General features: G+C 67.6%; 11 protein-coding genes and 2 pseudogenes. 3 read left to right on the top strand and 10 right to left on the bottom strand.

Annotated features, from left to right (window positions below):
* The first annotated feature begins 16 nt into the window (after positions 1 to 16).
* The gene (locus Sru02f_RS20050; RefSeq protein WP_109031347.1) at positions 17 to 607 is read left to right on the top strand and encodes an antibiotic biosynthesis monooxygenase; all 591 of its coding nucleotides are present in this window, start codon (positions 17 to 19) and stop codon (positions 605 to 607) included.
* Between the two features lie 367 nt (positions 608 to 974).
* Here the strand turns inward: Sru02f_RS20050 and Sru02f_RS20045 are convergent.
* From Sru02f_RS20045 to Sru02f_RS20035, 3 genes and pseudogenes are all read right to left on the bottom strand, one after another.
* Positions 975 to 1,558 (bottom strand): annotated as a pseudogene (locus tag Sru02f_RS20045) (IS21 family transposase); the annotation flags it as partial.
* An 885-nt stretch (positions 1,559 to 2,443) separates the two neighbouring features.
* Positions 2,444 to 3,007 (bottom strand): SDR family NAD(P)-dependent oxidoreductase, encoded by a 564-nt coding sequence (locus Sru02f_RS20040; RefSeq protein ID WP_331478593.1) that lies wholly within the window; start codon positions 3,005 to 3,007, stop codon positions 2,444 to 2,446.
* A complete protein-coding gene (locus tag Sru02f_RS20035) occupies positions 2,925 to 3,311 on the bottom strand; it encodes an SDR family oxidoreductase (protein ID WP_244941804.1) in 387 nt (128 codons plus the stop codon). The genes Sru02f_RS20040 and Sru02f_RS20035 overlap by 83 nt, the downstream gene beginning before the upstream one ends.
* A gap of 205 nt (positions 3,312 to 3,516) precedes the next feature.
* Between Sru02f_RS20035 and Sru02f_RS20030 the strand changes: the two are divergent.
* Positions 3,517 to 4,242 (top strand): annotated as a pseudogene (locus Sru02f_RS20030) (transposase).
* A 91-nt stretch (positions 4,243 to 4,333) separates the two neighbouring features.
* Here Sru02f_RS20030 and Sru02f_RS20025 read toward each other — a convergent pair.
* The 7 genes from Sru02f_RS20025 to Sru02f_RS19995 form a co-directional block, all read right to left on the bottom strand.
* Positions 4,334 to 5,461 carry a Gfo/Idh/MocA family protein gene (locus tag Sru02f_RS20025; protein ID WP_109031346.1) on the bottom strand — a complete coding sequence of 376 codons (1,128 nt, stop codon included), beginning with the start codon at positions 5,459 to 5,461 and terminating at the stop codon, positions 4,334 to 4,336.
* Between the two features lie 155 nt (positions 5,462 to 5,616).
* Positions 5,617 to 6,339: an alpha/beta fold hydrolase gene (locus Sru02f_RS20020; RefSeq protein ID WP_109031345.1), complete on the bottom strand. Its 723-nt coding sequence runs from the start codon at positions 6,337 to 6,339 to the stop codon at positions 5,617 to 5,619.
* 52 nt (positions 6,340 to 6,391) lie between these two features.
* Positions 6,392 to 7,297 (bottom strand): NADP-dependent oxidoreductase, encoded by a 906-nt coding sequence (locus tag Sru02f_RS20015; RefSeq protein ID WP_109031344.1) that lies wholly within the window; start codon positions 7,295 to 7,297, stop codon positions 6,392 to 6,394.
* A gap of 48 nt (positions 7,298 to 7,345) precedes the next feature.
* Positions 7,346 to 8,428, bottom strand: coding sequence for an MBL fold metallo-hydrolase (locus Sru02f_RS20010; protein WP_109031343.1), 1,083 nt, complete (start codon positions 8,426 to 8,428; stop codon positions 7,346 to 7,348).
* Between the two features lie 47 nt (positions 8,429 to 8,475).
* Positions 8,476 to 9,591, bottom strand: a complete 1,116-nt coding sequence (locus tag Sru02f_RS20005; RefSeq protein WP_109031342.1) for an NAD(P)-dependent alcohol dehydrogenase — start codon at positions 9,589 to 9,591, stop codon at positions 8,476 to 8,478.
* Between the two features lie 199 nt (positions 9,592 to 9,790).
* Positions 9,791 to 10,882 (bottom strand): Gfo/Idh/MocA family protein, encoded by a 1,092-nt coding sequence (locus Sru02f_RS20000; protein WP_003977845.1) that lies wholly within the window; start codon positions 10,880 to 10,882, stop codon positions 9,791 to 9,793.
* A 77-nt stretch (positions 10,883 to 10,959) separates the two neighbouring features.
* Positions 10,960 to 11,931, bottom strand: coding sequence for an aldo/keto reductase (locus Sru02f_RS19995; RefSeq protein WP_109031341.1), 972 nt, complete (start codon positions 11,929 to 11,931; stop codon positions 10,960 to 10,962).
* A 110-nt stretch (positions 11,932 to 12,041) separates the two neighbouring features.
* Between Sru02f_RS19995 and Sru02f_RS19990 the strand changes: the two genes are divergently transcribed.
* Positions 12,042 to 12,677, top strand: coding sequence for a MarR family winged helix-turn-helix transcriptional regulator (locus Sru02f_RS19990; RefSeq protein ID WP_109031340.1), 636 nt, complete (start codon positions 12,042 to 12,044; stop codon positions 12,675 to 12,677).
* The last annotated feature ends 563 nt before the right edge of the window (positions 12,678 to 13,240 follow it).

Below are 13,240 nucleotides of genomic sequence, written 5' to 3'. Positions count from 1 at the left end.
GGCGGAGTGAGAATCGATGACCGAGACGGACGACGTCGGCCCGGCCGACGTCACCCTGCTGACCGCGCGCGCTGTGGAACCCGGCTACGAGCAGGACTTCCGGGAGTGGTTCGGGCGGGTGACAGACACCGCCTCAGCGTTTCCCGGACACCTGGGGGACGGGTTGTTCCGGCCTGCCACGGCCGCCGGGCCATGGGTTCTGATCCACCGGTTCCGCGACCAGGAGTCCGCGCGGCACTGGACGACGTCACCTGAGCGGGCCGCACTGTTCGACCACTGCGAGGGCCATCATCAGAGCGAGGTGGCGCGTCGCGAACTCACCGGAATGGAGACCCTGTTCACCACTGCGCACGACACGCCCACGACGGCGCCGCCTCGGTGGAAGATGGCGCTCGCCGCCTTCGCGGCCGTACTCCCGATCTCCCTGATCGGCAACGGTCTGTTGGGGCCGGCGCTCCGTGCCTGGCCGCTTGTGGCGCGGGTGCTGATGCTCGCGCTGCTGTTCAGTACGTTGATGACGTATCTGATGATGCCGGCTGTGACCCTCGTCCTGCGCCGTTGGCTCTATGCCGCCACCTCGACCGCCCGCGAGGGACCGACGCGATGACGCGGCCCCCGGGGGCGGACCGCGCCGTCTCGCGGCTCGGCCTTCAGCGGGACAGTTACATCGTCTGACGCAGCAGTTCCAGGGTCTGGTCCGCGCCGCGGTCGGCCAGGTGGACGAAGTCGACGAAGACGTGGTCGACATCCGTCTCGTCTCCCGTACGGAAGATGATGTCCGCGATCCCCGGCACGGTTGACTCGGTGGCGGGGTCGAATGCGGAACCCCGGACGAGCACCGCGACGGGAGGTACGCCGTCCGCGCGGCGGGTCATCCGGCGTCGGGAGGCGGGGCGAAGCCGGACAGGTAGATCGGTGGCCGGGGGGCGCTGGAGCGGCTTGGGCCCGATGTGCGCGGCGAGGAAGGTGTGGTGCCTGCCCTCGTGTCGCGCGACGGGCTCGGTGGTCCACACGGCTTCCAGCACGTCGACCCGGCCGATGCCGCTGATCAGCTCCCACATGCCCGACAGGATGTCGCCGCCCTGCCGCGAGGGGATCATCACCGCCGTCATGAACCGGGAGAAGCCGAACGTCATCACCAGCACCGGCAGGATCCGCTCCTGCCCCGGTGCGACCGGCACTTTCGGTTCCGGGAACCACAGGTCTCACTGGGTGATCTCGCCCGGTTCGTAGGTCATCCGGTCGACCGGGTCGATGCCCACGTACTCAGGCCGGATCTGGGCCAGCTTCTTCTTCAGCGGAGACATCGAGTGCGGCCAGCCGATCCGCTCGTCGATCACCGGGGCCGGCATCCTGGGCCACTCGTTCAGCAGGAACCGGATCTGCGTCTCATAGGCGTCCGCCACCGACCCGCGTGGCGCCCGTTCGTACTTCGGCGGCCGGTCCGAGTTCAACGCGGCCCGCACCGCGTACCGGGCCACCCCCAGCCGCCGAGCGAGGGCACGCCCTCCGCTCGATGCAGACGGCGTATCTCTGCCCAGTCCTCCACTTTCAGCACCCTCCAAGAGTCAGGAGGGGTCAACTTTCGGAGAGCGCCTGGGGGACAGTTTTCACGAAGCGGCGACAACACGCTGCACGCGGTCGTCATGAACGGGAGGGCCTGCCTTCTTGCTCTTCCGCGCGACTTCTTCCCGAACACCGACCACCAGCCGTTGCTCGAGGCGATCCCCCACGCGGCCCGGTCCGACACTGCCTGACCGGCGGCGCGGGCCTCGTCGGCAAGGAACCGGTGCCCGAACTCCGTCGTTCTCCTGCTCCAGCAACCGGACGCGCTTGCGCAGCTCGCGGGGCCTCGTCCGACTCGGCTTTCGTCACACCGAGCTTGGCTCCCGCCTCGACGGCGGCCCGACGCATCCAGTGCTGCAGACATGTCTCACTGATTCCGAAGTCCGCCGCGATCTGACGCAACGGAACCCCGGGCTCGCAGTTCTCAGCGACGCGGACGACGTCATCGCGGAACTCGCGCGGGTAGGGCTTGTGCATGATGATCATCCTTCCAGTGATGCCTTCAGACACCGCAGTTCAGATGTCACCTGTCACCTGTCACCTGTCACCTGTTCCGACAGCGGACCCCCTCTTTCGGATGGTGGGTATGAGAACTTCCATCATCGAAGGGCCTCGACCTCGTCACCACGACCGCCACGCCGCCCGGCCGTCAGACGACGACTACACCCTCATCTGCGAAGAGCCGGGTTAGAGGTCGCGAAGATAGGCGCCGTTGGGGGCCTTGGCAACAGAACGGGCACAAGCCCTTGTGACCATGCAGCTATGACGCTCTGTGATCACTGGGGACCTGTGCCTGGGCTCCCATAATGGTCGACGCTCTGTGCGCGGCGGGGGCCGTTGCACCTGACCAACTCGTCCGCACCAGATCTGTGGCTCGTCACCTCTTGTTCAGGTCGAGCGATGCTGTAGTGGCCTCCCACAGCTGCGGCGCACCGGACACGACGCATTCCTCGGGTGTGCGGGTGACGAACCGCAGCAGCTGTCGTGCCGCCTTCTGCGGGGACTGGAAGAGCAGGCGAGGCACGGGTGTCCGGAACAGTGTGCCCACAGGGCTTCGGCTGGTCTGGGCGAAGTTCGACGCGACACCGCCGGGATGGAAGGCCACAGCGGACAGGCCCTGCTCGTGGTATCGGTCGTGCAGTTCCCGGGTGAAGAGGACGAGTTCCAGCTTGGCGTTGCCGTAGGCGCGTACGGGTGAGTAGTTCCGCGCATTGTCGAGGTCGTCCAGGTCGACGCGTGCTGACACTCGTGCGGCGTTGCTTGAGGTCTGCACGACGAGGGCCTGAGAAGCCAGCAGGGTGTCCAGCAGCAGGTTGGTCAGCAGGAACGGCGCGAGATAGTTGACCTGGAACGTCTCCTCAAAACCGTCTGCTGTGACATGGCGGGCCCCCGAGGATCGCCCCGGCGTTGTTGGCCAGTACGTCGATGCGCGGGCAGTGATCGGCGAGCTGTGCCGCCAAGGTGCGCACCTGGTGCAAGTCGGCGAAGTCGGCGACGAAATGGTGCACGCCGAGCTCGTCCGCAACCGCCTTGGTCTTGGCCGCGGACCTGCCCACGGCGACCACACGGTGTCCATCACATACCAGTAGGCGCGCCGCGGCGGCTCCGGTTCCATCGCTCGCACCAGTGATGACAACGGTCTTAGGCAAGACGGATTCCCTTCGAGCCGGATGCTGTAAGGGCGCCACGGGCCAGTGTGTGCCACGTGATCCGTTCGACTGGGCCCGAACGCGCCTGTCCTTCATGCCGGTTGCGTGCAGGGGCGAGCGAACTCCGGGCATAAACACGCACTCGCACAGCATAGGGGGCGGTTTCACCGATGCGACGTAGGAGATTCGTTTGGCCGCTCGCAGCCAGCACAGATCGGCGGCGTGCGAAGCTCTCACAGTAGGGCCGTGCACAAGCCTCAGTGATCATGGCTGTGACGCTTCGTGACCACTGGGGAGACCGTTGCCCGTCCTGCCATCTTGGCTGACCAACCCTCTCTGGGACCAGTTCGCGGCGCTGCTGCCCGAGCGCCCGATGGTCGATCCGACCCATCCACTGGACTGCCATCTCCGCCGCATCAGCGACCGGATCATCTTCGACAAACTGCTGCAACTGCTCCGGTTCGGCTCGACCGGATCGTCGGGCTGCTGCTCGACCAGATCGCCATCGACGGCTCCATCACCAAAGCCCCCCCGGCAGCGGGGAGATCGCCGACCGCTCACCTGTCGACCGCGGCAAACAAGGCCTCAAACGCTCGGACATGACGGATGGATACGGAATACCGCTCGACAGGGTCCTAGACGGAGCGAACCGACACGACTCCCCGCTTCTCGCTCCGACTCTGAACCGCCTCAAGGACCCGGGGCCGCTGCCCGACGACATCACCGTGCACCTGGACGCCGGCTACAACTCGGACCAGACCCGTACCGAACTCGCCGCCCGCGGCCTGCGAGGCCGCATCGCGCACAGAGGCGAGACGGCGCCGATCCAGGCCAGCCAGCGGTGGCACGTCGAGCACACCCAGCCTGGCAGAACGCCTTCCGCCGGCTCGCCCGCTGCTACGAACGGCGAGCCACGATCATCGACGCCTTCTTCGACCTTGCAGACACGATCATCACCCTCCGTATCCTGATCCGCCGGTCATGGACGACCCACCGCTGGGACAACCGCCCGAACCGCCGCCCATGAGCACACGCCTATCTGTACGAGCTCTTAGCTCGCGGATCGCCATCTCCTCGGGTCCTGCGGCAGTGCCCCTCCCGGGTTCAAAGACTGGAGTTCATTCGGTCGGGCGGGACAGATGCTGCCGATGACCTGTTTCAGCGGCCCGTGTGATCGCCTCGAGCACCCGGTGGCGATCGAGTGCGACCGCGAAATCCGGCGCATCGGCGGTTCCGTCGCGGAGGTCGGCGGCGAACTGGGCGTAGAGGCGGGCGACCCCCGCTGCGGGTGCGTCGAGTTGCAGGTCGGGAGCCGCATAGGCGGGGGCGACCTGTAGCACTCGGACGGGCTCGCTGCCGCGGCGCAGCGTGATGGTGAGATCGGTGAAATGGATGTAGCCCGACGCCGACTCCACACGCACACTGCCCTCGGTGCCCTGGATCTCCCATACCATCGCCGAGCCGGCGGACTGCCCGGCACTGTAGTGCAGCGAAGTGACGATCCCGCCTTCGAGAACGCCGGCGACGACGATCTCATCCGGCGTGTCCTTCGGCAGCGACGCGCCATCGGAGAGGCGGACGCCGTCACCGCGCTGATTGGCGACGACGGCGGACAGACTCTCGAACGTGCCGAGCACGCGGGCGAGCGGTTCGAGCCCGTGGCCGAGCATGATGCTCAGAAGCGTGGCGCCATGCTTTGCGTCAGCCATGTACTCGACCGGCGGGTCATACCGGCCGACCCACATGGCGTCGGACAAATGCGCTCGGATGCTCGTGCTGAGCGGCTTGCCGATCACGCCCTGCGCGATGAGGTCGCGAAGGAAGAGGATCGGCGGATGCAGGCCGCCCTGCAACCCGACAACCGTCCGCAGCCCCCGCTCGCGGGCAAACCCCTCCAGCGCTTCGGCCTCCGACAGGTTTCTTGCGAGCGGCCATTCGCAATAAACCATCTTGCCCGCGGCCAGCGCGTCGGAAACAATCCGCTTGTGCTCCGGCACCTTGACCGCAACCACCACCAGGTCGACCTCCGGTCGCTCGACCAGAGCCTCATGTGTGTCGAAGGCGAGATCGACGCCCAGCCGACGAGCGGTCGCGTTCGCGCTCTCCATACGAGTCGTACTGACGGCGCGGATCTGGAACGCGTCGAGCGCCTGCAGCGCCGGGACGTGAGCAATTGCGCCCCAACCCCAATCGGTACTGGCCCCGACAAGGCCGACGCCGATCCGGGTATGTGCTGAATTCGTCATCAGGATGCTCCTGCCTTGTGCAGCCCGGCAACGCTCTCCGGGCTGCGTCACGAAGAATCGCTTGCGGACACATGCGTGGTCACTCGGGCTCACCACGGCGAGCGAGCAATTACTGCCGTTCGCCATGGTGAGCCCGAGTGACCCAAGCGCAGGTTTTACACGTGAGCCCAGTGGGCCTCAAGTTCGCGCGCGACATCGGCCGGACGCTCTATCATCGGCCAGTGCGAGCTGCGCAGCTTGAAGACGGCACGTGCGCGTGTGGCATTACCGAGCTCGTCGGCGAAGCGGTGAGGAAGGAACGGATCGTCCAGGCCCCAGATCACTAGCGCTGGTGCGGTCACCTTGCTCAGACCCGGCTTCCACTCCGCCCCGACCTCGATCGCCGAACGGTAAAGGGCGAGAATGCTTGCCTTCATCGTGGCATCGATGTGCCGGACCGCTTCGTCTGCCGCGTCGCGCGGCATCTGCGCCTCGTTGAGGCTTGCCGCGAACTCCTCGAGGTCGAGGTCCGCCATCCACTGCTCGCCCTCGCCCGGCGTCTGCCAGATCTTGGCAAGATAGTGCCACGGATACTCCGGATCGATGGGACCGCTGATGCCTGTCCATGTCCGCACCAGTTCCGGTCGGACAGACGCGAGACGGCCCGTGAGTAGAGACCCCCAGTCATGACCGACCAGGTCGACGGGTTCGCCGATTTCCTCGATCCTCTCAATGAGCCAATCGAGATACTCTTCCTTCGTCGACGTGAATCCCTCTGGCAGGGGTACGCCAAACCCGGGGAGATCGATCGTCAAAACATCTTCGCGCTGAAGATGGGAACGGACGGTGTCCCAAAGCCGGTGGGTATCAGGTACACCATGGACGAGGACTGCAGGCATTTCGGATTCTCCAGTTGTTTGTTGTCGTGGTTGAAATGGTCGGTCGGCCGAGTCAGGGAAGGAGGATGACTTTGCCGTGGGTGTGGCCCGTGGCGACGAGGCGATGAGCGTCGGCGGCCTCGTCGAGTGGGAAGCTCCGGCCGATGCGTGCGGTCCATGCGCCGGCGGCGATCAGATTCAGGGCTTCCTGGACAGGGCCGCGGTCGCGGTTCCAGCTGCCTCCGGGGCTGAATACGACGCCGTGTTGTGCGGCATCGGGGTCGGCGAGCGTCACGATCCGGCCGGGGCCGCCGAGAAGATCGACGAGGGCGGGAACGAGCCCGTTGCCGACGGTGTCGAGCGCGGCATCGACCCCGCCCGGAGCGGCGGCACGGATGCCATCGACCAGGCCCGGGCCGTGGGCGACAGGGGTCGCCCCGAGACTCCTGACGAAGTCGGCGTTGGCAGTCCCGGCGACGCCGATCGCCGTCACACCGCGCTGTCGCGCGAACTGCACGGCTGCGCTGCCCAGAGCACCGCTCGCGCCGGTGACCACGAGCGTTTCACCCGGGCGAATGTTCAGAAGGCCGAGAGCCCTCGCCGCGTTGTCGGCGCCGATGACAGTGGCCGCGGCCTCCTCGAAGGAAACGCCGTCGGGGATCGTCGCGAAGTTGCTGCTGACCGTGTACTCGGCGTAGGAGCCCTGGGTGGCGGAGTCCGGCCAGCCCGCGACGCGGTTGCCGACCACGTCCTCGTCGACGCCCGGGCCGACCGCCTCGACGACGCCGGCGAACTCGAATCCGAGGATGGCGGGAGCACGCAGGCCGAACGCTCCGGCGCGTGCCTGGATCTCCGCGGGGTTCACCCCGGCGGCGTGAACCCGCACCAGTACCTGACCCCGACCCGGCACCGGTCGCGGAGCCTCCGCAACCCGCAACACGGAGGGTTCGCCGAACGAGGTGATGACGACGGCTTTCATGATGATCCTTCTCGTATACAAGGTTTGCTCGCACCGTTCAGAACGGTGTCAGGTCAGGAAGACCGGAGGATTCTCGCCCCGCAGGCGGTAGTCGGGCCGGGGCCGTTCGAGGCGGATCGATTCCAGCACGGTGTACGCGTGGTACTTGGTCTGGGTGGTGGCTCCTGCCAGCCGTTCCCACCAGAGCCGGCCGTCGCTCGTCTCCTTCTCGAGGACGTGGCGGGTGGTGTAGTTCGCCATGGAGCTGATCCAGTTCTCGGTACCGACGAAGATCCTGTCCCAGCCGGTGCCGGTCACTATGTCGACGAGCGCATCCGAGCGGCTGAACCGCTCGACCGCCGCAGTCGCCCCCTCGAGCACGTCGGCGAAGTACTCCACGCACAGCTTCACCTGCTCGTAGGTGCCGTAATGCATGTGGTGCCCGCCGACGAAGTAGTCGAAGTCGTATTCGAGGATCCGGGACTGAGCCTCGTACCAGCCGGAGATGTTCTGCGAGGCGTCGCAGTGCATGAACGTGACGCTTCCCGGACTGACGATGTCCACGGCCGTGAGCACCTTCTGCCGCGGTGCGTAGATGAAGATGTTGCCGGGGCAGTGGTTCTCCCCCTTGTAGGAGAGCTGCAGGCTCACGCCGCCCACTTCGAGGACGAGTTCGTCGTCGAACGTCCTCGTCGGCAGGGGACGCTTCGGGTCGGGGAAGCGCTCCAGGAGTTCCTTGGTGATGCGGTGGGCGACGATCTCGACGTCGGGACCGAACACGGAGGCCGCGCCGATGTGATCGGCGTGCCAGTGGCTGTAGATGACGTGGGTCACCGGTCGGTCGGTGACGTCCTCGATCGCCGCCAGCATGTTCTCGCCCAGCGTCGGGGGCGCGTCGATCGCGACCACGCCCTCCTCGGTCACCACGAACGCGGCGTCGTAGCCGGCACTGGTGACCCAGTAGAAGCCGCCGCGCAGTTCTTCCACGTGGTAGCCGTACTTCTGGAAGTGCTCGCTCTGGAAATACGGGGGGTAATAGTCCGCGGGGTCCAACGGGTCGTCCGCCCCCGCGCGGGGGAACCCATAAGGTTCGATCCCGTAGAAGCTCGGGGTTTCTTCGACCCTGATGGGTTTCTGACTGCTCTGGCACATCGACGGGACGCCTTTCTGTGTTCTTGGGAAGCTGTGGAACGGGTGGGCTATCCCGGTGACGTGAATCGAAGGACCGCCTTGGTGACGCGGCCTGAGCCCGCGTCCTCGAACGCGGTGTTGATATCGGCGAAGTCGTAGAAGGACAGCAGTCGGTCGATGGGGAACCGGCCCGCTCGATAGAGCTGGGCAAGGTCGTTGATCACGAGCGACGAGACGGCGTCGCCTTGGATGATGCCCTGAAGCGACTGGCCGAGCGTGAGCCGGCCGGCGTCGAGCACGGCGCCCGCTCCTTCGTGGAACGCCACGAAGCCGAATCGTCCCATCGGGGCCAGGGCGCCGACCCCGGCGTCGAGGTTCTCCGCGCGGCCGCTGGTGTCGAGCACGTACTCCAGACCGCGTTCGTCGACGGCGCGGAGCGCGCCGGTCAGATCCTCGACCCGGCCGGGGTCCACGAGGTGCGTCGCTCCGAGATCGCGGGCCAGATCGAGGCGGCCGGCGTCGACGTCGACGGCGACGATGGTGGTGGCACCCGCGACATGTGCCGCCATGACCGCCGCCAGGCCCACCGCTCCCACACCGAAGACCGCGAAGGACGCTCCCGCCGGCACGGCGAGGGCCTTGAGTACGGCCCCCGCGCCCGTCTGCAGCCCGCACCCCAGCGGAGCCATGACGTCGAGGGGCAGATCGCGGGGGACCTTGATCGTGTTCCGTTGGTGCGTCAGGGCGTGGGTGGCGAACGAGGACTGGCCGAAGAAGTGACCGTGCGGCTCAGCACCGTGGGCGACGTGGAGACCGTTCGAGCCGTCCAGGCGGGCACCTGCGAAGTTGGCCGCCCAGACGTTGTCGCAGTAGGCCGCGTGCGAGGACAAGCACGGCTTGCAGCGGCCGCACGAGTGATAGGAGAGGACGACGTGGTCACCGGGCTCGACGGTGGTGACAGCGGCCCCCACGCGTTCGACGACTCCTCCTCCCTCGTGCCCCAGCACCACCGGCAGCGGCGTTGCCATGCGCTGTGCCCGCACGTGAGCGTCGGTCGCGCATATTCCGGTCGCGACCATGCGAACGAGTACCTCGTCGGACCGCGGGTCCTCGATCTCAATGTCGCGGAACTCGAAGGGCCCGTCCTGCGCTTCGAGAACAGCGGCGCGCGCGGAGGTGGTCATACGCCGTGAGCCTGCCGCGAAGCGCCGCGAGGGCCATGGTGACGAGGACGAGGGACTGACATCATCAGCGACTCTCTGATCGGGGGGTGGGCCTCAGGAACCCTTCAGCGAGTCCGAACCTATGTCGGCCGCCCGTGCCCGCGGATCGGTCGCCGTATCCGTCACGGCAGTGAGGCACGGTGTCGCGAGGTGCGGCGGGTCACTGCCGGACGCCGGTCCGGGCGGCTTGTTCGACTCGGGCGATGAGACGGCTGTTGTGGGCGGCGTGCTGGAATCCCGGGGTGTGGTGGGTGCCGTTCGTGATGTCGCGGGCCAGGCTGGCGTAGACCTCGCCGACGTTGATGGAAGCGCCCGTCCAGATGTCGGCGGCGGTGGGTCCCGCGCCGGTGGCGACCGGGCGGTCGGGCGCGGTGAAGTCGACGCTCGACGAGAGGGTGAGGTCGCCGACCTGAACGCCCGCGGGGTGGTCGCCCGTCAGCTTCAGCCAGCCCTCCGATCCGCGTACCTCCAGACTGAAGTGGGCGTCGGGTGCGGGCACGCCCGCCAGGATCTGCACCCCGACCGGCGCCCCCGAAGAGGTCTTGGCGATGGCGTCGAGGTGATCCGGGACCTCGCGGACGGACATCGCGCCGGTGTCGACCAACTTCACCTGGGGCCAGAGGAGTTCGGTGCGGGCGTCGATCTCGGTGATGTCGCCGAGAACGGCCTCGACCACATCCAGGACGTGGCCCGCGGCGATGGTGAGGAAACCGGCTCCGGACGCTGCCTTGTCGAAGTACTCGTACGCGCTCACCGACTCCGGGCCGTTGCCGAAGGTCGTCGCGGCGACTCGCGCCGAGAGCAGCCGCCCGAGCCGGCCCTCGGCGATGATCTCCGACGCGCGGCGTACCGAGGGGTTGAGCCGGCCCTGCAGGCCGATCGCGGTGTGCAGTGAGCCGGCCGCCTCAGCCATCTCTTCCGTCTGCGCGACGGTCGCGCCCAGCGGCGACTCCGCGTACACGGCCTTGTTCGCCGCGAGGGCCGCCAGGACGAGCTCGCGGTGAGCCGGGACCTTCACCGCGACGGTGACGAGGTCGATCGAAGGGTCACCGATGAGCGCGTAGGGGTCCGCGAACCAACGCTCGGCGCCGAACGCCTCGGCAGCGCCGCGCGCGCTCTCCTCGTGGCGCGTCGCCACACCGGCCAGGTGGAAGTCGGGCTGGGCCGCCAGCGCTGGTATGTGCGAGGCGCCCGCCCAGCTCGCCTTCGTGTCCGCGCCGATGATGCCGACCCGGATGAGATTGCTTGACATGATGTGGTGTTCCGTTTCTTTCGCTGAAGCAGGACGTGGTGTGGTGCGCGGGGCAAATCGGTACGTGCGCGCTTGACTCACTGGTCGACGGCGGCCATGTCGGGCTCGGCATGGCGTTCGCCGGACGCCGGTGTGAGGTTGTTCAGGCGGGCGATCTGGCCCGGGGTGAGTCGGATGCCGTCGGCGGCGCTGTTCTCCTTGAGGCGGTCGATGCGTGTCGTCCCCGGAATGGGCGCGATGCCGTCTCCTTGCGCGAGCAGCCAGGCCAGAGCGACCTGCGCGGGCGTGGCCCCGACCTCGTCGGCGACCTCGCGTACCTCGTCGACGATGCGCAGGTTGCGCGTGAGGTTGTCGCCGGTGAACCGGGGATTGGAGCGACGCCAGTCGGCGGCGTCCAGGCCGTCCAGGGTGCGGATGTCACCGGTGAGAAAGCCGTGTCCCAGCGGTGCGTAGGGAACCAGTCCGATGCCGAGCTCACGCAGTGTTGGCAGCACCTCGGCCTCCGGGTCCCGCGTCCACAGCGAGTACTCGCTCTGGACGGCGGCCACGGGATGGACGGCATGGGCCCGGCGGACGGTCGCCGCTGCCGCCTCCGACAGCCCGATGTGGAGGACCTTGCCCGCCTCCACCAGCTCGCTCAGCGCCCCCACCGTCTCCTCGACGGGAGTATTGGGGTCGACCCGGTGCTGGTAGTAGAGGTCGATGCGGTCGGTTCCGAGCCGCCGCAGTGAGCCGTCGACAGCCGTGTGAACGTTGGCGGGGGTGCTGTCCGGGCCCGGCCGGCCGGTGTGGGAGACGAGGCCGAACTTGGTGGCGAGGACGACTTCGTCCCGGCGGCCCTTGATCGCGCGACCCAGCAGTTCCTCGTTGATGTAGGGGCCGTACACCTCGGCGGTGTCCAGATGGGTGACACCGAGGTCGACGGCGCGACGAATGGTGCGGATCGACTCGGCTTCGTCCCGGCCGGCGCCGGTGTAAAAGGCCGACATCCCCATGACACCCAGGCCGATGCGCGGGACATCGAGCCTGCCGAGCGACGTGGACTGCATCTGTTGTCCATTCCGTGTGGGGCGGGCCTCAGCGCCGCAGAGCGAACTTGACGCGTCAAGTTCTACTCCTCCGAACTTGACGCGTCAATAAGTGGGTCTAGGATGGCCTCATGGCGAGGACGGCAGATGACACGAACGGCCGGCGCCGTCGGCGTCCACGGAACGAACCGACATCCGAGGCGACGGCTCGTGCCGACGAAGGCTCCGGCTCGGGGGCGTCCACCGGTCCGGTTGCCGGGACGCGATGGCTGAACGGCGACGAGCTGGCGGCGTGGCTGGCCAACTCCGCGATCATGATCAGCCTGCCGGCCGCGCTGGATGCGCGCATGCAGCGCGAGGCTCAGCTGACCTTCTTCGAGTACATGGTGCTCTCGGTCCTCTCCGAGCAGCCGGATCGCACCATGCAGATGAGCGCCCTGGCCGCGCGAACGGCGGCGTCGCTGTCGAGGCTGTCCCATGTCGTCGGTCGGCTCGAGAAGCGCGAACTGCTCGCACGGAAGCGGATCCCCGGTTCCGGAAGGCGCACCACCGCGACGCTGACCGAGGCCGGTTGCGACGTAGTGGTGGCGGCGGCGCCGGGACACGTCGCCGCAGTCCGCGAGTACCTGATCGATGATCTCGGTCCTCAGGAGCTGGCGGCACTGCGCCGCATCGGTGCGGCGGTGGACGCGGCCATCAAGCGCGGGCAACCCGACGCGAGCGCTGCGGCTTCGCCTCCGGGGGACGGCGCGGTGGACGGCCAGTAACCCACGATTCATCCGGCTTCACAGCCTCCGGCCGACACCTTGATCGTGACTCCCCGCGAGCCCGCCGGCCAAGAGCCTGACCAGCCCTGACCGGCGGGCGTGAGTGAGGTCCGCGCAGCTTGCGGGCCGTGCTGGGCTGCACCACAGCACGCGTCCTTCACCGTCCGTGACGACCATCGACTTGACGGCGTTCTGCCAGTTTTTGCCGGAGGTGAACTTGCATACAAAAACGGGTGTGAGCCGGAATGCGGAGGCGGCTCGGCAGGGGGGCGTGTCGCCATCGCCACCCAACGAGTCGTTGGGCGGCTGGCCCAAGATCTTCATCGGACGCGCCTGGCTCTGTCGACGTTGAAGAGCAGCGTCTCGCGCCGTTCGGGGGGCACCTCGGCTGCCAGTTCGGGCAAGCAGCGAACAGCGGAACAGCGGAGGCATGTATGAGTCGTCCGGCCTGGAGGCACTGGTCCCCACGCCTGGCGCCTTTCCCGGTGCGTCCGCGCTGGAACAGACCCGCTCTGCAGGCAAGTTGGCCCCTCCATGACGCCTGGTGGGCGGCTGCCTGCAAG

The organism is Streptomyces rubrogriseus (genome assembly GCF_027947575.1).
In the GTDB taxonomy this organism is placed as follows: domain Bacteria; phylum Actinomycetota; class Actinomycetes; order Streptomycetales; family Streptomycetaceae; genus Streptomyces; species Streptomyces rubrogriseus.
Note: the sequence above shows the minus strand (reverse complement) of the source record. Positions and strands in the feature narration are given on the sequence as shown.